We start from the raw sequence: 19,144 nt of genomic DNA on the forward strand, positions 1-19,144 counted from the left end.
CTTCCGGGCCCTGTGCCAGATGATCAGCAAGCGAACACAGCGGGGTGGATTCCCACATGTCTGATACCCGAACCGACACCACGCAGCAGCGGCCGCGGGGAACGGCGACCGCGGCCGGCGTTGACCACGACGGTCTCGGCAAGCACCGCGGCACCGCGGCACCGGCGGAGGACTCCGCGCCTCCCGCCTACGGCCGCCACCGCCGCCAGAACGAGGGCAGGAACGCGGCCTGACAGGCCGGGTCCCCCGACCCGCTCACACGACGTACCGCTCACAGGACGTACAGCTCACACGGCGTACGGCTCACACGAGGTACGGCTCACACGAGGTACAGCCGGGAGGCCGCCGCGGAACGCCCGTGGCGGCCTCCCTGGCGTTCACGTGGCGATGCGCGCGCGTCCGTACAGCGCCGCCTCCCTCACTCGCCCGCGCCTGCCGGACAGGACATTTGTACCGGCGGAGTCCGTACATCCAACTCTGCCGGGCAACAGCGCCGCTCCGTACCGTTTTCGGCATGACGCAGACAACAGACAGCCCGTACGCGGGCGCATTGTCCTCAGGCACTCCCCCGCCCGCCGCGCCGGTCGGCGGGCCCTGGTTCCCGATCGAGGCGTTCCCCGGCCGGCCGCCGCTGTTCGGTTCGTACGCCGTGTTCCCGTACCGCGGCTCGGCGAGGACCGTGTGATGAAGAGGGTCATGGTGAGGAAGACGCGGTGCACGGGACGGCGCGCGGGACGGCCGGGACCGCCGTCCGGTTACGCCCTGCTGCCCTGGCTGCTGCTGGGGCTCGGCTCCTTCTCCAACATCGTGCAGGGCAGGACGCCCAACCCCTGGCTCGACGGTATCGGTCTGCTGGTCTTCAACTCCCTCTACATCAGTGTGGTGTTCCGCGCCTTCGACCGGACCAGCCGGGACAGCCGCGCCACCCGGTGGTCGCTCGTCGCGATGGGCGTGATGACCTTCGGGCTCGCCGCGGCCTACGGCGGAAGCTGGCTGCTCTTCCTCCCGCTCTTCGGGCTCGCCTGCGGCAGTGTGCTGCGGGGCCGCGCGCTGGCCTGGGTGGGGGCCCTGGTGAGCGCCGCCGCGGCGGTCACCGCCGCGTACCACGACGGGTGGGGCGCGGTCAGCATCGCGTACGGCACGTTCATCTCGATGATGGTGACCTCGGCGCTCCTCACCCTCTCCGAGACGGTGAGGGAGCTGCGCGACACCCGCCTGGAGCTGGCCCGTTCCGCGGTGGACCAGGAGCGGCTGCGGTTCTCGCGCGATCTGCACGATCTGCTGGGCCACACGATGTCCGTGATCGTCATCAAGGCGGAGGCGGCCCGCAGGCTGGCGTCGCGCGATCCGGACGCGGCACTGAGCCAGGTCGCGGACATCGAGTCGGTCGGCAGACAGGCCCTGGCCGAGATCCGGGAGGCCGTCACCGGCTACCGGGAGGGCAGTCTCGCCACGGACCTGGACCGGGCGCGCTCCGCGCTGAGCGCGGCCGGGATCGCACCGGACGTGCGGCGGTCGGGGCCGCCGCTGGAACCCCAGGCGGAGGTGCTGCTGGGCTGGGTCGTACGCGAGGCGGTCACCAACGCCGTACGGCACAGCGGCGCGGCCCACTGCACGATCACCGTGGACGGCACGGCGGAGCGGGTACGGCTGACGGTCGTCGACGACGGGACGGGCGGCGCCGGGCAGAGCGCGGAGACCGCGGAAGGCGGAGGGAGCGAGCGGGCGGGCGGTACGGGGCTGAAGGGGCTGACCGAACGCCTCGCGGCGGTCGGCGGATCCCTGGAGGCGGGCCCGGCGCGCGGGGCGGGCGGAGTTCCGGGGGCGGGCTTCCGGGTCGTCGCCGTGCTGCCGGTGGACCCCCTCGCCGCCACCGGGCGCCCGCTGGACGACGCGCCCGCGCGGACCTGAGCCCGGGAGTTGTCCACAGGGCCGCTGTCGTCACAGCGCCGCGGGCGGTCGCGGCCCTAACCTGTGCTCGTGACGGAGATGCCCGAGGACCAGCGACCGGCCAAGTGTGTACGTGTGCTCCTCGCCGAGGACCAGGGCATGCTGCGGGGCGCCCTCGCCCTGCTGCTCGGGATGGAGGCGGACATGGAGGTGGTGGCCCAGGTGGCGCGGGGTGACGCGATCGTGGACGCGGCGCTCACCTCGCGTCCCGATGTGGCGCTGCTCGATATCGAACTGCCGGGTCTGAGCGGGCTGGACGCCGCCGCCGCGCTCCGCACCGAGGTGCCGGAGTGCCGGGTGCTGATCCTGACCACGTTCGGCCGGCCCGGTTATCTGCGGCGGGCGATGGAGGCGGGCGCGGCGGGGTTCCTCGTCAAGGACGGCCCGGTGGAGGAGCTGGCCGCCGCGATCCGCCGGGCGCTGACGGGCGAGACCGTGATCGATCCCGCCCTGGCCGCCGCCGCGCTGAGCGCCGGCCCGAGCCCGCTCACCGCGCGGGAGCGGGACGTGCTCAACGCGTCCGTGGACGGCGCGACCGTCGCGGACATGGCGCGAGCGCTGCGTCTGTCCGAGTCGACGGTGCGGAACTACCTGTCGGCGGCGATCGGCAAGACCGGCACCCGTAACCGTATGGAAGCCGTACGGGCGGCCCGCCGTCAGGGCTGGCTCTGACGGGCCGCCCCCGTCACGCGCGTCCGTGACTGACGGAAGCTATGCGTCCGACGAGGCGCGTGGCAGCCACAGCATCATCAGGGCCACCGCCCCGAGCAGCACCCCGCACCCCGTCCTGAAGGCGAGCGCGTACCCCTCGGTCAGCTCCTGTGGCCCCGTGCCGCCCGCCGTGCGGGACGCGGCGACCGTGGAGAGGACGGACAGGCCGAGCGCGCCGCCCATCGTGCGGGACGTGTTGACCAGCCCGGAGACCAGGCCCGCGTCGCCGGGTGCGGCGCTCCCGGTGGCGAGGGCGGCCAGCGGGGTGGTGGCCAGGCCCAGGCCGGTCATCATCAGGATGCCGGGGCCGAGGATCGCCGAGAGGAACGTTCCGTCGGCGGTCATCGTGGACTGCCAGCCGAAGCCGGCCGCCGCCACCAGCGTTCCGGTCACCGCGAGGGCGCGTGCCCCGGTCCGTGCCATCAGCCGGGGCGCGAGCTTCGAGCCGAGCACCACGCTCAGCGAGCTGGGGACGAGCGCGAGCCCGGCTTCCAGCGGTGTGTAGCCCAGGACGTTCTGGGCGTACACCGTCATGAAGAACCACATGCTGAAGGAGGCCGTGCCGCAGACGAACAGCGCCGCGTTGGCCGCCGACACAGCCCGGATACGGAACAGCCCCAGCGGCATCAGCGCCTCCCTGGTCCGCGCCTCCACCAGTACGAACACGCCGAGCAGCAGCACTCCGCCCAGCAGCGGCAGCAGCGTCGGCGCCCGGCCCCAGCCGCGCTCCTCGGTCTGCACGACGCCGTACGCCACCGCCGCGAGCCCGGTCGTGACCAGTACCGCGCCCGGCAGGTCGAGGCGGCGGCCCGCGACGGCCCTGGACTCGGTCAGCCAGAGCGCGGCGCCCGCCAGGACCAGGACGCCGACCGGCACGTTGATCAGCAGCACCCAGCGCCAGGAGAGCAGGTCGGTGAGGAGGCCGCCGACCAGACCGCCCGCCGCACCGCCGCCCGCGCCGACCGCCGTCCAGGTGCCGATCGCGCGGGTCCTGGCGGCGCCGGCGGGCACGGCCGAGGTGAGAATGGTGAGGGTCGCGGGGGCCAGTACGGCCGCGCCGAGCCCCTGTACCGCGCGGGCGGCGATCAACTGCCACCCCTCCTGGGCCAATCCGCCGGCCGCGGAAGCGAGCGTGAAGACCGCGAGCCCGGCCAGGAAGGTCCGCTTCCGGCCGAAGAGGTCGGCCGCGCGCCCGCCGAGCAGCATGAAGCCGGCGAAGGCGATGGCGTAGGCGTTGAGGACCCATTGAAGCCCGGGGGCGGAGAGCCCGAGGTCCGCGCGCATGGACGGCAGGGCGACGTTGACCACCGACACGTCGAGGACGACGAGGAACTGTCCGGCGCAGGCGGCCAGGATCACGGCCCAGGTGCGGGCCCCCGGTCTCCCGCCCTCGGGAGCGGCGGATCCGGGAGCGCGGGGTGGGGGAGCGGCGGATCCGGGAGCGGCGGGTGGGGGAGCGGCGGATATGGAGTCGGCGTCAGTTTTCGATGGGGAATCTGGCTCTGAGGAGGCTCGGACCATGGCCGTCATGGTCGCAGCAGACGAGTGCCCCGTACATGGATATTTCGCCGGGGACGTGGGCTCCGGCGAGGCGAGGCCGATCCGTTCACACAGCGTTTACCGGAATATGGCCGCCGGAGCCGGAATACGGCAGCGGCGGCCCGGGTTGCACTGAGAAGCTTTCATAGTGCACGCACTTGACGGCCGGCCCGGTCGTGTCAAGGACCGCGCCGGGGTCCGCACCCCCACGCCGCACGTCTGACCCGCACGAACGACCCGTACCAGCGCCACCAGCACCGAAGCCGTACACACGCGTGTACGCACCCCCCGCACTCCCCTTGTACGCCCCTTTGTACACACCCTTTTTCTTTTTTCTGCCCCGGAGGCCGCACGTATGCCGCAGACGACGACCGATCAGCACGCCGGGGGTCTCCCGGATCCGCGACCCCGCAAAGCCGGCGGCATCGTCCCCGTCCTCGCCTTCGCGGGCATCACCGTCGCGGTGATGCAGACCCTGCTCGTTCCCGTCATCAAGGACCTGCCCACCCTTCTGGGCACCTCGCCCGCCAACGCCACCTGGGTCATGACGGCGACCCTCCTCGCGGGCGCGGTCGCCACCCCGATCATGGGGCGGCTCGGCGATCTCTACGGCAAGCGGCGCATGCTGCTCGTCAGCCTCGCCGTCATGGTGGTCGGCTCGCTGATCTGCGGTGTCACCGACGACCTGGTGATCATGATCGTCGGCAGGGCGCTCCAGGGCTTCGCCATGGGCGCGATACCCCTCGGCATCGGCATCATGCGTGACGAGCTGCCGCGCGAGAAGCTCGGCTCGGCCATGGCGCTGATGAGCTCGTCCATCGGCGTGGGCGGCGGACTCGCCATGCCCGTCGCGGCGCTGATCGCCCAGAACGCCGACTGGCACGCCCTGTTCTTCGCCGCCGCCGGTCTCGGCACGCTGTCGATCGGGCTCACCGTCGCCTTCGTACCGGAGTCCTCCGTACGCGCACCCGGCACCTTCGACTGGCTCGGCGCGCTCGGACTCTCCGCCGGGCTCGTCTCCCTGCTGCTGCCGGTCACCAAGGGCAGCGACTGGGGCTGGACCTCCGGCACCACGCTCGGACTCTTCGGCCTGTCCGCCGCCATCCTGCTGCTGTGGGGCGTGATGGAGCTGCGCAGCGCCGCCCCGCTGGTCGACCTGCGCACCAGCGCGCGCCGTGAGGTGCTGCTCACCAACCTCGCCTCGATCATGATCGGGGTGGCCTTCTACGCGGTCACGCTCGTCCTGCCGCAGCTCCTCCAGCTCCCCGCCTCGACCGGTTACGGCCTGGGCCAGTCGATGGTGGTCGCGGGTCTGTGCGTGGCCCCGCTCGGCCTGACGATGATGCTCACCGCGCCGCTGTACGCGCGGATCTCGGCCCGCCGCGGCCCGAAGGTCACGCTGATCATCGGCATGCTGATCATCGCGCTGGGGTACGGAGCGGGCCTCGGCCTGATGAACGCCGCCTGGCAGACCGTGGTCATCTCGGTCGTCCTCGGCGCGGGCATCGGACTCGCGTACTCCTCGCTCCCCGCCCTGATCATCGGCGCCGTCGACCCGTCGGAGACCGGTGCGGCCAACGGTCTGAACACCCTGATGCGCTCCATCGGCACGTCGATGTCGAGCGCGGTGATCGGCATGGTGCTGGCCCACACCTCGGTCCGGACGGGCGGGGCGGCGCTGCCGTCGATGCACGGCTTCCGCATCTCGTTCATGATCGCCACCGGCGCGGTGCTGATCGGCCTGGTGCTGGCGGCGTTCCTGCCCGGTCAGCGGTCCGCGCTCCGGCCGGAGCCCTCGGCCGTCGGCGAGGAGCCCGGGTACCCGGCGGTCGAGCACCGGACCACCCTGGTCGCCGGCTCCGGCGGCTTCACCGGGCGGGTACTCGACGCGGACGGCGCGCCGGTCGCGCGGGCGAACGTCACGCTGATCGACCGGCGCGGCCGGCAGGCGGGCCGCACCACGGCCGACGCGGAGGGCCGCTACACGCTGCTGCCGCCGGGCGCCGGGCCCTACGTCCTGGCGGGTACGGCCTCGGGGTACGCGTCGCACGCGTGCCCGGCGGAGTACCGGGGCGACGGGGTGGCGGTCACGGTCGACCTGCCCCTGGGCCGGGGAGAGGCACAGGGGCAGGGGCAGGGCGCGCAGGAGCACAGCTCCGCGGTCACGTCCTGACGCCCGGGGCCGCGCGCCCGGACCGTACCCCGGCCGGGGGCACGGTCGGGGTCCCGGCCCCGGCCCCGGTACAGTCGCGGCCGTACGGCACCATGGACGCGCCCGGCACCTGACACACCGCCGGATCCGTCCGAGGAGAGAATCCCCATGACCGGAACGTCCGCGGCGGCCGAACCGTCCGCAGCGCCCGCGCCCGGACCCGCGCCGGACGTCCTCGCCGCCTTCGAGGCGGCGAAGGGGTTCATGCCCGTCCACGAGGGGCTCGCCCTGTACGCGGCGGCCGTCGGGGCCGGTGCGCTCGGACTGCCGCTCCTGGAGATCGGCACGTACTGCGGGCGCTCCACGCTGCTGCTGGCCGCGGCGGCGCGCGAGGCGGACACCGTCGTCGTCACCGTGGACCACCACCGCGGCAGCGAGGAGCAGCAGGAGGGCTGGGAGTACCACGACACGGAGCTGGTCGACCCCGGCTCCGGACTGATGGACACGCTCCCCGTCTTCCGCTCCGTCCTCCACCGGGCCGGTCTTGAGGACCAGGTGATCGCGGTCGTCGGCCGCTCGCCGCGGGTGGCGCGCGCCTGGGGCGACGGGCGGTTCGGCCTCGTCTTCATCGACGGCGGCCACACCGACGAGCACGCGGGCGGCGACTACGAGGGGTGGGCCCCGCGGGTCGCCGAGGGCGGGCTGCTCGTCATCCACGACGTGTTCCCCGACCCGGCGGACGGCGGCCAGGCGCCGTACCGCGTCTGGCTCCGGGCCCTCGCCTCCGGCGACTTCACCGAGGTGTCGGTGACCGACAGCCTGCGCGTGCTGCGGCGTACGGCACCGGGAGCCGACGGGCTCTGACCCGTCGGAGGGGTCCCTGACCGCCCCAGGGGCCCGACCTGCCCCCGATCGACCCGTGGGGCGTCTAGCATCGCGACGTGTCGTACGACGAGAGCCCGCAGCCCGCACGCCGCCGCTTCGGCAGGCGCCACCTCACCGTCGCGGTCGCCGCACTGGTGCCGACCGGCCTGGCGGGGTGGCTCGTGTGGCAGGGGACGGGCGGATCCGACGGCGCCGGCGCCTCCGCCGCGACGGCCGCCGGACCCGCCGCCTCCGCCTCCGCGCCCGCCTCCCCCACCGACCCCGGCGCCAGGGGCGAAGCCGGTGACGGCGGCGCCGGTCCGGCCGGGCCGCTCGCCGGCAAGGTCGTGGTCATCGACCCGGGCCACAACCCCCGTAACCGGGACCACACCGCCGAGATCAACAAGAAGGTCGACATCGGCACGGCCACCAAGGAGTGCGACACCACCGGCACCGCCACCAAGTCGGACTACGCGGAGGCCGAGTTCACCCTGGATGTCTCCCGGCGGCTGCGCACACTGCTCGCGCGGCAGGGCGCCACGGTCACCTTCACGCACGACGACGACCGCCCGTACGGACCCTGCGTGGACGAGCGCGCCCGTATCGGCAACAAGGCGAAGGCCGACGCCGTCGTCTCCGTGCACGCCGACGGCTCCGCGCCCGGCAACCGCGGCTTCCACGTCATCCTGCCCGCCCTGGTCAAGGGTGGCGCCGCGGACACCGCCGCGATCGTCGGCCCCTCCCGCGAACTCGGCGAGCGCATCGTCGTCGACCTCCGCCGGGAAACCGGCAGCGCTCCGGCCAACTACCTCGGCGACGGTACGGGGTTGGACACCCGCGACGATCTCGGCGGTCTCAACCTTTCGACCGTCCCGAAGGTCTTCGTCGAGTGCGGCAATATGCAGGATTCGGCCGACGCCGCACTGTTGTCCGACGCGGAATGGCGACAGAAAGCGGCACGGGGTCTGGCGGCCGGCATCAGAGGTTTCCTGGAGAAGTAAAGAAGAAGAAGTGAATCGCTGTGAGACCACTGTGAGGGAGTGGCCGGGGAGTAGCTGAGTAAATCCTGAAGGGAGTTGGCGCGGCAATCGGTGAGGCGGTTGGTGCGCACGTCACGGAGGGGACGGAAGCGGGGCCCGGGACGGCCCTTCGATGTCGCGGAACCGCATAACGGACCCTCGTAACGGCCCGGTAGCAGGCCAGATACCCGGCAGACGACCCGATCTGGCAGACGATAGATTCATCCGTACGATAGGGAGCCGCCCCCGAGCTTCGCACCGTGCACCGCGCCATGAGCGGCCCGCGACGACCGCCCCGACGAGACGACTGACGAAGGATTCTTCACGTGAACATCCGCTCCCTCACTAGAGGCGACGGCGTGGTGATCGGAGCAGCGGTGTTGCTGTTCATCGCCTCGTTCCTCAATTTCTACGACTCGACGAGCTTCAGCAGCGGGCCGAAGGCATGGGACATCCTCGGCGTCGTGATGAGCGTCCACATCGCCGGTGTCATCGCCGCGGCCCTGATCGTCCTCTCGCGCGCACTCCCCCAGGTCCCGAAGAAGATCGCGGGTCTGGACCTCGGTCAACTCGGTGTCGCGCTCGCCCTCTTCGTGGCGTGGACCTCGCTCTGGTACCTGCTCGGTGACGGCCGTGCCGGTGGCGGTCAGATCCTCGGCTTCTTCAGCGCCCTGGCCCTCGCCGGCGCCGCTGTGGCGGGCCCGCTCGTCCCCGCGCTGAAGGTCGCCCTCGTCGGCCCCCCGAAGCCGCAGACGCCGCAGCCGTACGGCGGAGCCCCGGGCGGCCCGGGCGGCCCGGGCCAGGGGTACGGCTATCCGGGCGGCCCGCAGCCGTTCGGTACGCAGGGACAGCCGCAGCCGTACGGCGGTGCCCAGCCGGCCGCGCAGCAGGCCCAGCCGTCGGGGGCCGGGGCGGCTCCGGCGGGCGACTTCGCGCCGTTCTGGTTCGCCGTACCGGTGGCGCGTCCGCTCTTCGGTGAGGACGGCTCGCCGTCCCCGATCGCCGAACTCGCGCCGGGTACCTGGTACTTGGCGGTCGAGCAGCGCGGCCCCAGCCTGGTGGCCCAGACGCAGGACGGCCGCCGCGGCGTTCTCCAGGACACCTCGGGCATCCAGCGCGGCTGACCGCTCGCCCTTCAGGCGTACGGAAGAGGCCCTGGCACGGAACTTCTCGTTCCGGGCCGGGGCCTTCCGCGTACGTACCGCCGGTCAGCCGGCGCCGCTGCTGAGCTGCGACAGCGAGGGCACCTTGTCCTTCACCGGCGCGCCCGCACTGTCGCCGGCGCTCTTGATGCCGGTGATGGACTTCTCGAAGCTGCTGATGTCCGAGCCGTTCGCGTCGCCCTTGCGGAGCTTCGTCGCGAGCCCCTTCAGCGAGGCGATCCCGGCCGTCAGCGGTGCCACGGCCTTGGACAGCAGCGGATCGCCCTTGGCGTTCTTGGACGCCGCCTTGAGCCTGTTGTAGGTGAAGGCCCCGGCGAGAGCCGCCTTGACCAGGGCGAACTTCCGCCCGCTCGCGCCCTTCTTGAACTTGCCCGCCTTGTACGGCTTGACGATCCACTGGTACGTCGCCCCGGCCGCGAGCCCGGCGTTGGCGACGAAGCGGGTCTTGGCGAACTTCTGCTTCTCGGCGGAGCTGGTGGGCGAGGCCGCCGCCACCTCGGCGGCCGGTGTCGCCTGGGCGGCCGCTGCGGCCTTCCCGGCACGGGGGGACGAGGCGCCCCCGCACGCGGCCGTCGTCAGCAGCAGGGCGCAGGAGAGCAGCAGGGCCAGTGCGGCGCGGCGCACCGTGACGCGGGGTGCGCCCGGTATGTGAGGGGTGTCGGACATGGGAACCTCCCTGGCAGACTGCCTGTAGCCTCACCGGCGCCCGGCCCCGCCGCCACACGGACTGGGCCGTTCGGGTCTCCCCGGCCGGTGACGGCGCGGGCTCCCCGGCCGACAGCGGCGACAGCGGCGGCAGCGGCAGCGGCGGCCGACGACAGCAGCGGCACCGGCACCGGCAGCCGCACCACAGGCGCTCAGGTCAGCGGCAGCAGTCCGGTTCCAGGCCGTGCGGCAGCCGCTCGCCGCTGAAGACGGCGGTCGTCGCCTCGTCGCCGCCCAGAGCGGCCACCGCCAGCAGCAGTGAGCCGGCCGTCCACGTGGTCAGCTCCTCCGGCCACATGCCGCGCTCGTCGCCCTCGAAGACGTACCCCGTCCAGTACATCCCGCCGTCCGCGCGCAGGTGCTGGATGGACTGGAGCACTTCCAGGGCGCGGTCGGACTCCCCCATCACCCAGAGCGCCAGGGCGAGTTCACAGCTCTCGCCGCCCGTCACCCAGGGGTTGGGCAGGACGCAGCGCACCCCGAGTCCCGGCACGACGAAGCGCTCCCAGCCCGCCTCGATCCGGGCCGTGGCCGGTGCTCCGGTCACGGCACCTCCGAGCACCGGGTAGTACCAGTCCATCGAGTACCGGCTCTTGTCGAGGAACCGCTCGGGATGGTCGCGGATCGCGTGCGCGAGCGCGCCGGCCGCCAATTCCCAGTCGGGCTGCGGCTCCTCGCGCTCCTCGGCGATCGCGAGCGCGCAGCGCAGCGCCTGGTGCACCGAGGAACTGCCCGTCAGCAGCGCGTCGTCGAGCGGGGTGCCGTCCGCCTCGCGCTTCCAGCCGATCTGGCCGCCGGGCCGCTGGAGTTCGAGGACGAACTCGACGGCCGCGTGGACGACGGGCCACATCCGGTCGAGGAACGCGTCGTCGCCGGTGGCCAGGTAGTGGTGCCAGATGCCGACGACCGGGTACGCGCAGAAGTTGGTCTCCCGGCCGGCGTCGGCGGGGAGGCTCACCTCGCGGTCCGCGTCGGCGTAGGCCGCGTACCAGGACCCGTCCTCGTTCTGGCGCCGGGCCAGCCAGTCGTACGCCCGCGCCGCCGCCTCGTGCTCGCCCGACGCGTCCAGCGCCATGGCCGCCTCGGTGTGGTCCCACGGGTCGAGGTGGTGTCCGCGGAACCAGGGGATCGCGCCGTCGGGCCGCTGTACGGCGAGGATCCCGGCCACGGTCTGCGCGGCCTCCTCCGCGGTGAGCACGCCGGGCAGGACGAGGTGTTCGGTGGCACCCGGGCCGGGACCGCGGCCGGGCAGGGTCACTTGAGGGCCGCCGCTGAGGCGTCTACCGAAGGCGCCGGCGCGCCGGGCGCGGGCAGGTGCGGTTTGGTCGCGTACGCCACGAAGCTCTTGCCGACGACGGGGTTGAGGAGCTGTTCCGCGACCCGGGTGGCGGCGGGCTTCTTCATGATGTCCCAGACCAGCAGCTTGTGGTAAGCGCGGACCGGCAGCGCCCGGTCGTTGTCGACCCCGAAGGCGCACTTGAGCCACCAGTACGGCGCGTGCAGCGCGTGCGCGTGGTGGGTGCCGTACGGCTTGAGTCCGGCCTCCCGCATCCTGCCGAGCAGTTCGTCCGCCTTGTAGATGCGGATGTGGCCGCCCTCGACCTCGTGGTACGCGTCGGAGAGCGCCCAGCACACCTTCTCGGGGCCGTAGCGCGGGACGGTGACGGCGATCCGGCCGCCGGGGCGCAGGACCCGGACCATCTCGGCGAGCACGCCCTTGTCGTCGGGGATGTGCTCCATCACCTCGGAGATGATCACGACGTCGAACGACGCGTCGGGGAACGGCAGGTTGAGCGCGTCGCCCTCCATGGCGGTGGCCGTGGCGCCCCGCGGAACCTCGCCCTCCGCCTTCATCGCGGCGAACCACTTGGCCACCTCGCGGATCTCCTCGCCGTTCCGGTCGAGGGCCACGACCTGAGCGCCGCGCCGGTAGCACTCGAAGGCGTGCCGGCCCGCGCCGCACCCCAGATCGAGCACGCGGTCGCCCGCGGCGAGCGGGAAGCGGGTGAAGTCGACGGTCAGCACAGGGTCGTCCTGCTTTCGCGGTCGAGGGGGCGGAGGTGGCGAGGGTGGCGGGGGAGGCGGGTACGGGCGTACGGGCCGGCCATCAGCGGCGTCCGCCGCCGGGGGGCGCGTCGGACCGTACGGTGGCGGCGGGCGCGGACACGGCGGCCCCGGGGCCCCGTCTCCCGTGCCCCTGCCGGGCGATGGCCTCGCGGTACAGTTCGGCCGTCCCCTGCGCGGCCCTCGCCCAGGTGAACCGCGCGAGCACCCGCTCACGGCCCGCCGCGCCCAGCCGGGCGCGCAGCTCCGCGTCGTCGAGCAGCCGCCCGAGCGCGGCGGCGAGCGCGCCCGCGTCGCCCGGCGGCACGGCGAGGCAGGTCTCCCCGTCGGCCCCGGCGACCTCGGGGATCGCCCCGCCGGTGGTGGCGACGAGCGGGGTGCCCGTGGCCATGGCCTCGGCGGCGGGCAGCGAGAAGCCCTCGTACAGGGACGGCACGCACGCGATCCGCGCGCTCCGCACCAGGTCGACCAGTTCGGCGTCGGAGATGCCCTTGACGAACTCGACGGCGCCTTCGAGCCCGTACCGTTCGATGGCCTGCGCGACCGGGCCGTCCTCGGCGCGTCTGCCGACCACGACGAGGTGGGCGTCGGGGTGTTCGGTACGGAGCTTGGCCAGCGCCTCGACGAGGTGGACGAGGCCCTTGAGCGGGACGTCCGCGCTGGAGGTGGTGACGATCCGGCCGGGGATCTCCGCCACGGCGGGGTCCGGCGAGAACAGCTCCGTGTCGGCGCCGATGTGCACGACCTCGATCCGGTCCGCCCGCACCCCGAGGTGGTCGGTGATCTCCTGCCGGGAGGAGCCGGAGACGGTGAGGACGGACGGCAGCCGGCGCGCGACCCGCTTCTGCATGCGGGTGAAGCCGTACCAGCGGCGTACGGAGGCCCGGCGGCGCCAGTCCTCGGCGGCGGCCAGGTCGAGCCGCCGGTCGACGGTGATGGGGTGGTGGATGGTGGTGACCAGGGGTGCGCCGAGGTCGCCGAGCAGCCCGTACCCGAGGGTCTGGTTGTCGTGGACGACGTCGAACTGTCCGGCGCGGGCGGCGAGATGGCGGCGGGCGCGGAGCGAGAAGGTCAGCGGCTCGGGGAAGCCACCGGTCCACATGGTGGCGACCTCGACGGCGTCGATCCAGTCCCGGAACTCGGCGCGGCGCGGCGTACGGAACGGGTCGGGCTGCCGGTAGAGGTCGAGGCTGGCCAGCTCGGTGAGGGGTACGCCCTCGTCGAGTACGGGGTAGGGCTGGGCGCCGATGACCTCGACGCTGTGGCCGAGGCGGGCGAGTTCGCGGGAGAGGTGGCGTACGTAGACGCCCTGTCCGCCGCAGAAGGGGTTGCCCTTGTAGCTGAGGAGGGCGATGCGCAGGGGCCGTTCGCCGTCGCCTCCGCCGTCCTCGGCGCCCCGGTCGTCCTGGGATTCCGGCCCGGTGCCCGCCGCTATGGCCTCAGCGGTCACACTCGGCCCCCTTCATCGCTGCGCTCTCCGTTGTGGGCAATGTCGCCGGAGCGTAGCCGCTGTCGACAATCTAGAACAAGTTTCAGACCCGGCCGCCCACAGCCATCGAATCTACCGGCAGGTAGCGTCGGTGTACCCGCCGGAACAGGTGATTCGCGCCACGGCGGGCGTCTGCCATGCTGTGCGCCCGTAAAGGTTCGACCCGCAGAGGTTCGAAGGGAGCGGCACCGATGGCAACGGCCTCGCGCCGCTGTACGACCGCGCTGACGGAACGCCAGGAGGCACGGCGGCGGCGCATCCTGGACGCCACGACACGGCTCGCCTGCCGGGGCGGGTTCGACGCCGTACAGATGCGCGGGGTCGCCGAGGAGGCGGAGGTGGCGCTCGGCACGCTCTACCGCTACTTCCCGTCCAAGGTCCATCTGCTCGTCGCCACGATGCAGGACCAGCTCGACCGGCTCCACACCACGCTCCGCAAGCGGCCCCCGGCCGGTGACAGCCCGTCGGAGCGGGTCGCCGGGACGCTGCTGCGGGCGTTCCGTTCGCTCCAGCGCGACCCGCAGCTCGCGGACGCGATGATCAGGGCGCTGACCTTCGCGGACCGGGGGGTCAGCGACGAGGTGGAGACGGTGTCGCGGCAGACCACTGCGATCATCCTGGACGCGATGGCCCCCCACACCGCCCCCCGGACCGCCGCCGCGGCCCGGACGCGGTCACTGACCCCGGAGCCGACGCCGGAGCAGCTCTCCGCGGTCCGGGTCATCGAGCACACCTGGCACGCCACACTGATCGCCTGGCTGTCGGGCCGCGCCTCGGTCGCGCAGGTACGGACGGACATCGAGACGGCCAGCCGGCTGCTCGACCTGACGGCGCGCGGCGGCCCGGAGCCCGGCTAGAAGCACCCCGGTGGAGTGGGCCGTCCGGGGCCGGAATGGAGCCGTCCCGCGGGCTTGAGGGGTGCGTACGGGTGAGGAGGCGTCAACTCCACGTAGCGGGCGGTGTACCGTGCTCGGTCGTTGCGTCCGCCCGTTCACCGGAGGAGTGAGGTCCCCCATCTCTGCCGTACCGCCGTACGTCCCTCTCAGCGTCGAGATCGTCACCGGCCCGGACCGTGTCCTGGTGCAGGTCAGCGGTGAACTGGACTGCGACACGGGCCCCGACCTCTTCGCCGCCCTGGCCCCGCTGGCACACCGGTACGTCGAAGTGGACTTCAGCCAGGTCCCGTTCATGGACTCCACGGGCCTCGGCCTCCTCCTGAGCCAGCGCCGCGCGAGCCGCCGGGCGGGCGGTGACCTGTCCCTGCTCCGCTGCTCGCCTCCGGTACGGCGGGTTCTCGACGTCACGCACACGTTCGCCCACCTGACGGCCCCGTGCGACACCACGCCCGGCCCCACGGGGCCCGACGCCCTCTGACTCCCTTGGTTCCAGCCGGTTACGGTCCGCTATGAACCGTCACGGAAATCGTATGACTGTTCAATTGGCGCATGTACACAGCAAAGGCGCTGGGATTTCCGGCCGTCCCCCCGCGTCGTTCCGTTGCCGTCTGGCTGATCCCGATGCTGTGGACTCATTGCCTCGGCCTGTGGGGGCTGTCCCGGCAGGACAGCGTGTGGCGGGACGAGGCCGCGACCTGGCAGGTGGCCCGGCGCTCCACGGCCGAGATACTCCACATGCTGGAGAACGTCGACGTCGTGCACGGGTGTTACTACCTGCTGATGCACGGGCTGTTCGCCGGGTTCGGGCCCGGCACCACGACGCTGCGGCTGCCTTCGGTGCTGGCCACGGGGGTGGCGGCGGCCTGTGTGGCGGTCATCGGCCGCCGGCTGGCCGGGGCGGTGGTGGGGCTGGCGGGAGGGATGGCGTTCGGGCTGCTGCCGGCCGTGCAGTTCTATCTCCAGGAGGGCCGGCCGTACGCCCTGGTCGCGGCCGGGGCCGGGATCGCGACGCTGCTGCTGGTGACCGTGGTCCAGGGGCGGGCCCGCACGGTGCACTGGGCCGCCTACGGCGGGACCGTCCTGGTGTGCGGGCTCCTCAACTGGCTCTCGCTGCTGATGCTGCCGGCGCATCTGGTGACCCTGCTCTGGACACGGGCAGGGCGCGACGTGTGGACACGCTGGGCGGCGGCCTGCGCCGTCGCCGTGGCGGGTGTGCTGCCGCTGGCCCTCTTCAGCCGGAGCCAGTCCGTGCAGGTGTCCTGGATCCCGCCGCTGACCTGGCACATGGCGATCGGGCCCGCCGTCCTGCTGCTGATCGGTGGTGCCGGCGCCCTGCTGGACCGGCCGCGGGCGGGCCGGCCGTCGGTGGCGGCCGTCGGGCTGCCGTTGCTGGCGGTGCCTCAGATCGGCCTCATGGGGCTCTCCCTGATCCAGCCGCTGTTCCTGGACCGGTACGTCCTCTTCAGCCTGCTGGGTCTGGCCCTGCTGATCGGTACGGTCGTCGGCGCGGCGGTCCGGGCCGCACGGCCGCGCTTCCCGGCCGTGTCGAGGTGGCTCCTCCCCGCCGTGGTCGCCGTCGCGACGGTGGCGCTGCTGCCGCAGTCGCTGGCCAAGCGGTCCCCGGCGAGCCGGGTGGACGACGTCCTGGCGATGGCGTCGGACGTGCGGCGGATGAAGAAGAGGACCGGCGGCGCGGTGCTCTTCGTACCGGCGGCGCGCCGCGACACCAGGTCCGTCTCCCCCGGCGCCTTCTCGGGGCTGCGGGACATAGCGCTGTCGGAGAGCCCGGAGAGGTCCGGGACGCTGAAGGGTGTGGAGGCGGACCCGGGCCGGATACGCGCGGCGATGCTGGCCCAACGGCGGATCCTGCTGGTGACGGACGCGCCCCGGGTGGCGAGACCGGTGACGGCCGCACGGGACCGGATGAAGATCTCGGTGCTGGAGAAGTACTTCACGGCGGTGGCCGACGAGCAGGTCCGCGGCCGGCGGGTGACGGTGTACGAACGGCTCGCGCCGGCCCGCTGACCGCACGGCCCCGTACCGGACGGGGGTGTGGGCATGGGCGTGGCGTGTGGGCGCCCCACGCACGGGGCACCCACACGCCACCGGCGCAGGCGGGTCAGCGGATGCGGACCACCTGCGGGTCGTGGTCGCTCGCCTGGTCGGCGAACTCGGCGTTGATGTGCACGACCTCGTAGTCGGGCTTCTTGACGCCCGGGCTGACCAGGATGTGGTCCAGGGTCTGCGAGTTGCCGTCGTACACGTAGCTGTAGCGCTCGTTCTTCGGGAGCTTGTCCATCAGGTCCGTGAGGACCTTGCCCCGGGTGAGGGCGGCGACGGGCTTGGAGAACGGGTAGTCGTTCAGGTCACCGAGGACGACGACCTTGGCCGTCGCGTCCTGGGAGAGCAGCTTGGTCACGAAGGTGTTGACCTCCTTGGCCTGCGCCAGGCGCTGGGTCTCGGAGCCGAGGACCGGCGGCTGGAAGCGGCTGTGCAGCGACTGGTCGCCGCCCTTGGAGTTGAAGTGGTTGCCGATGACGAAGACCTGCTCGCCCCGGAAGGTGAACTCACCGACCAGCGGCTTGCGGCTGTTCTTCCAGGCGTCGGCGGTGGGGTTGATCCGGCCCGGGGAGACGGAGAGCGTGATGCCCCGGTCCTTGGCGTTCTTGCCGGACTTGGGCGCCTTGACGACCTGCGTGGCCGTCGTGGCGTCGCCGCCCGGACGGTCCACGAAGCTGACGCGCCGGGGGTTGAAGAGGAAGACGTTTCGGATGTTGCCGCCGGGCTCACCGCCGTCGACCTTGTCCTGCGGGTCGACCGAGCGCCAGTCGTACGTCGGGCCGCCCTGGGCCTTGATCGCCGCGATGAACTGCGCGAGGGTCTTGTCGGCGGCGACCGTGCCGTCGTCCTTGGCGCCGTTGTTGTCCTGGATCTCCTCCAGGCTCACGACGTCGGGCGAGGAGAGGTTCTTGACGACGCCCTCGGCCAGCCGGTCGAACTTCGACTGCGGGTCGGTCGGGTCGAGGTTCTCGACGTTGTACGTGGCCACCGCCAGCTCGTCGGCCTTGGCCTTCTTCGCCACCTCGGGCTTGAGGCCGCCGGACTTCACCGTGCCGAGGGTGGTGGCCTGGAGGCCGTAGCCGCCGTAGTTGGAGTAGTCCAGCACGCCGGTCGTCGGGCCGGTGAGCGTGTCGCCCACGTTGGCCGCGGCCTTCTCGCCGGTGAGCGAGGCGACCAGCAGACGGCCCGAGTTGGGCTGGTCGTACGAGCCGTAGAGGGTGCCGCCGCGCGGGGTGGCGTTCTGCTTGGGCTTGGTGGTGACCCAGGTCTCGCCGTACGCGTTGGAGGCGCCGACGACCCGCGTGTCCTTGACCTGGACGCGCATGCCCTCGCGGGACTCCAGCCAGTCCAGGGCGAACTTGTTGGGCTTCAGGTCCAGCGGCTCGATGTTCAGGCCCTTGACCTGGGGCGCGTACGCCTCGGGCAGCGTCTTCCCGTCGATGACCTCGGCGGCGGGCAGCGCGTTGCCGGAGGACAGGACGGTGGAGGTGGGGGCGGTCAGCTCCGTGACGGACTGGTTGCCGCTCGCGGCGCCGCCCGGGTAGTACTCGGTGACCTTGGCGCTGACCAGGACCGAGTCGCCGACCTTGACCTGCGGGGTGACCGAGCCGGTGAAGACGAACACGGCCTCGCTGGTCGCCGGGTTCTTGTCCGGGGTCGGGTCCTGGAGCCAGTAGCCGCGCGAGGAGCCGGTGGCGCGTACGGCGGTGACGATGCCGGGCACGTCGGTGACGGTGGAACCGGCGAGCGGGGAGATACGGGTGGTGCCCTGGATGTCGTGGACGCGCAGCTCACCGGGGGTGGTGCTGGTGGGCGAGGGGGTCGGGGTCGGCTCCGGGCCGCCGCCCGTGCCCGCGCTGTTGCGGGGGGAGGGTGTGGCGCCCGTGAAGTCGGCGGAGTTGTCGTCGGTGTCGGTGAGCGCCGCGTTCCTGGCGACCGAGGTCGTGTTGCCCGCGCCGGTGGCCGGCGTGGCCTCCCGTACGACGGCGGTGCCGAAGCCGACCAGGTCCTTGACCGTGGCGTCGGCCGTGCAGTCGGCGGCGGTCAGGCAGGCCAGCGCGGTGGTGGAGTGGACGAGCGCGACGGTGCCGCTGCTCGCCGACATCGCGATCGTGCCGGCCGCGTCCGGGGTGGGCAGGGCGGTGTCGCCGCCCGCGCCCTTGCCCTCCTCGACGAGGTAGCTGCCGCCGGCGGGGATGGCCCCGGTCAGCGGGGTGACCTGCCACTTGGAGCTCGCGGTGGGCGAGCCGCTGAGGTACTGGACGGACCAGCCGGTGAGGTCGAAGGCGCCGCTGCCCGCGTTGCCCAGCTCGATGAAGTCGTTGGTGAGGGAGGCTCCGGAGTTGCCGCCGCCGCCGAAGACCTCGGCGATCACGGCGTCCGGCGACGGGGTCGCCTGGGCGGTGAAGGGCAGGACGACGAGGGAACCGGCGAGACCCACGGGCAGCGCCAGCGCGACGATCTTCGCGCGGCGGCCACGGAAGGCCGGGGGTATGGAGGAAGACACGAGTGACTCTTTCTGTTACTTGGGC

Annotated in this window: 17 protein-coding genes; 11 read left to right on the forward strand and 6 right to left on the reverse strand. The window is 72.7% G+C overall.

Translation table 11 applies throughout. The features are described from left to right. The first annotated feature begins 56 nt into the window (after positions 1 to 56). From ACFXPL_RS08215 to ACFXPL_RS08230, 4 genes are all read left to right on the forward strand, one after another. Positions 57 to 233 (forward strand): hypothetical protein, encoded by a 177-nt coding sequence (locus tag ACFXPL_RS08215; protein ID WP_384914405.1) that lies wholly within the window; start codon positions 57 to 59, stop codon positions 231 to 233. A 281-nt stretch (positions 234 to 514) separates the two neighbouring features. Beyond that, positions 515 to 685 (forward strand): hypothetical protein, encoded by a 171-nt coding sequence (locus tag ACFXPL_RS08220; RefSeq protein WP_384914408.1) that lies wholly within the window; start codon positions 515 to 517, stop codon positions 683 to 685. An 11-nt stretch (positions 686 to 696) separates the two neighbouring features. Continuing rightward, positions 697 to 1,911, forward strand: coding sequence for a sensor histidine kinase (locus ACFXPL_RS08225; RefSeq protein ID WP_384914409.1), 1,215 nt, complete (start codon positions 697 to 699; stop codon positions 1,909 to 1,911). 78 nt (positions 1,912 to 1,989) lie between these two features. Beyond that, positions 1,990 to 2,622 carry a response regulator gene (locus tag ACFXPL_RS08230; RefSeq protein ID WP_384914619.1) on the forward strand — a complete coding sequence of 211 codons (633 nt, stop codon included), beginning with the start codon at positions 1,990 to 1,992 and terminating at the stop codon, positions 2,620 to 2,622. A gap of 39 nt (positions 2,623 to 2,661) precedes the next feature. Here the strand turns inward: ACFXPL_RS08230 and ACFXPL_RS08235 are convergent, their stop codons facing one another. Continuing rightward, complete coding sequence (locus ACFXPL_RS08235) at positions 2,662 to 4,191, reverse strand: MFS transporter (RefSeq protein WP_384914412.1); 1,530 nt, start codon at positions 4,189 to 4,191, stop codon at positions 2,662 to 2,664. A gap of 364 nt (positions 4,192 to 4,555) precedes the next feature. On the opposite strand from ACFXPL_RS08235, the gene ACFXPL_RS08240 reads away from it, so the two are divergent. The 4 genes from ACFXPL_RS08240 (at position 4,556) to ACFXPL_RS08255 (ending at position 9,359) form a co-directional block, all read left to right on the forward strand. Next, entirely contained in the window at positions 4,556 to 6,373 is a 1,818-nt protein-coding gene (locus tag ACFXPL_RS08240; protein WP_384914415.1) for an MFS transporter, read from the forward strand. A gap of 147 nt (positions 6,374 to 6,520) precedes the next feature. Further along, entirely contained in the window at positions 6,521 to 7,216 is a 696-nt protein-coding gene (locus ACFXPL_RS08245; RefSeq protein WP_384914418.1) for a class I SAM-dependent methyltransferase, read from the forward strand. Positions 7,217 to 7,293: 77 nt separating this feature from the next. Continuing rightward, a complete protein-coding gene (locus tag ACFXPL_RS08250; RefSeq protein ID WP_384914421.1) occupies positions 7,294 to 8,217 on the forward strand; it encodes an N-acetylmuramoyl-L-alanine amidase in 924 nt (307 codons plus the stop codon). Positions 8,218 to 8,561: 344 nt separating this feature from the next. Further along, positions 8,562 to 9,359, forward strand: a complete 798-nt coding sequence (locus ACFXPL_RS08255; RefSeq protein ID WP_384914424.1) for a hypothetical protein — start codon at positions 8,562 to 8,564, stop codon at positions 9,357 to 9,359. Positions 9,360 to 9,443: 84 nt separating this feature from the next. Here the strand turns inward: ACFXPL_RS08255 and ACFXPL_RS08260 are convergent, their stop codons facing one another. The 4 genes from ACFXPL_RS08260 to ACFXPL_RS08275 all read right to left on the reverse strand — a co-directional run bounded on the left by ACFXPL_RS08260 (position 9,444) and on the right by ACFXPL_RS08275 (position 13,617). Further along, positions 9,444 to 10,064: a hypothetical protein gene (locus ACFXPL_RS08260; protein ID WP_384914427.1), complete on the reverse strand. Its 621-nt coding sequence runs from the start codon at positions 10,062 to 10,064 to the stop codon at positions 9,444 to 9,446. Between the two features lie 196 nt (positions 10,065 to 10,260). After that, entirely contained in the window at positions 10,261 to 11,355 is a 1,095-nt protein-coding gene (locus ACFXPL_RS08265; protein ID WP_384914622.1) for a prenyltransferase, read from the reverse strand. 2 nt (positions 11,356 to 11,357) lie between these two features. Then, positions 11,358 to 12,128, reverse strand: a complete 771-nt coding sequence (locus ACFXPL_RS08270; RefSeq protein ID WP_384914429.1) for a methyltransferase domain-containing protein — start codon at positions 12,126 to 12,128, stop codon at positions 11,358 to 11,360. 82 nt (positions 12,129 to 12,210) lie between these two features. Further along, positions 12,211 to 13,617, reverse strand: a complete 1,407-nt coding sequence (locus tag ACFXPL_RS08275; protein WP_384914432.1) for a glycosyltransferase family 4 protein — start codon at positions 13,615 to 13,617, stop codon at positions 12,211 to 12,213. 230 nt (positions 13,618 to 13,847) lie between these two features. Here ACFXPL_RS08275 and ACFXPL_RS08280 point away from each other — a divergent pair, with 230 nt between their 5' ends. The 3 genes from ACFXPL_RS08280 (at position 13,848) to ACFXPL_RS08290 (ending at position 16,577) form a co-directional block, all read left to right on the forward strand. Further along, positions 13,848 to 14,513, forward strand: coding sequence for a TetR family transcriptional regulator (locus ACFXPL_RS08280; RefSeq protein ID WP_384914435.1), 666 nt, complete (start codon positions 13,848 to 13,850; stop codon positions 14,511 to 14,513). 145 nt (positions 14,514 to 14,658) lie between these two features. Then, positions 14,659 to 15,030: an STAS domain-containing protein gene (locus tag ACFXPL_RS08285; RefSeq protein ID WP_384914438.1), complete on the forward strand. Its 372-nt coding sequence runs from the start codon at positions 14,659 to 14,661 to the stop codon at positions 15,028 to 15,030. A gap of 71 nt (positions 15,031 to 15,101) precedes the next feature. Continuing rightward, positions 15,102 to 16,577, forward strand: a complete 1,476-nt coding sequence (locus ACFXPL_RS08290) for a hypothetical protein (protein ID WP_384914441.1) — start codon at positions 15,102 to 15,104, stop codon at positions 16,575 to 16,577. 94 nt (positions 16,578 to 16,671) lie between these two features. Here the strand turns inward: ACFXPL_RS08290 and ACFXPL_RS08295 are convergent, their stop codons facing one another. Beyond that, a complete protein-coding gene (locus ACFXPL_RS08295; RefSeq protein WP_384914444.1) occupies positions 16,672 to 19,119 on the reverse strand; it encodes an endonuclease/exonuclease/phosphatase family protein in 2,448 nt (815 codons plus the stop codon). Positions 19,120 to 19,144 lie beyond the last annotated feature (25 nt).

The sequence above is a fragment of the Streptomyces sp. NPDC059092 genome (genome assembly GCF_042756365.1).
GTDB lineage: Bacteria > Actinomycetota > Actinomycetes > Streptomycetales > Streptomycetaceae > Streptomyces.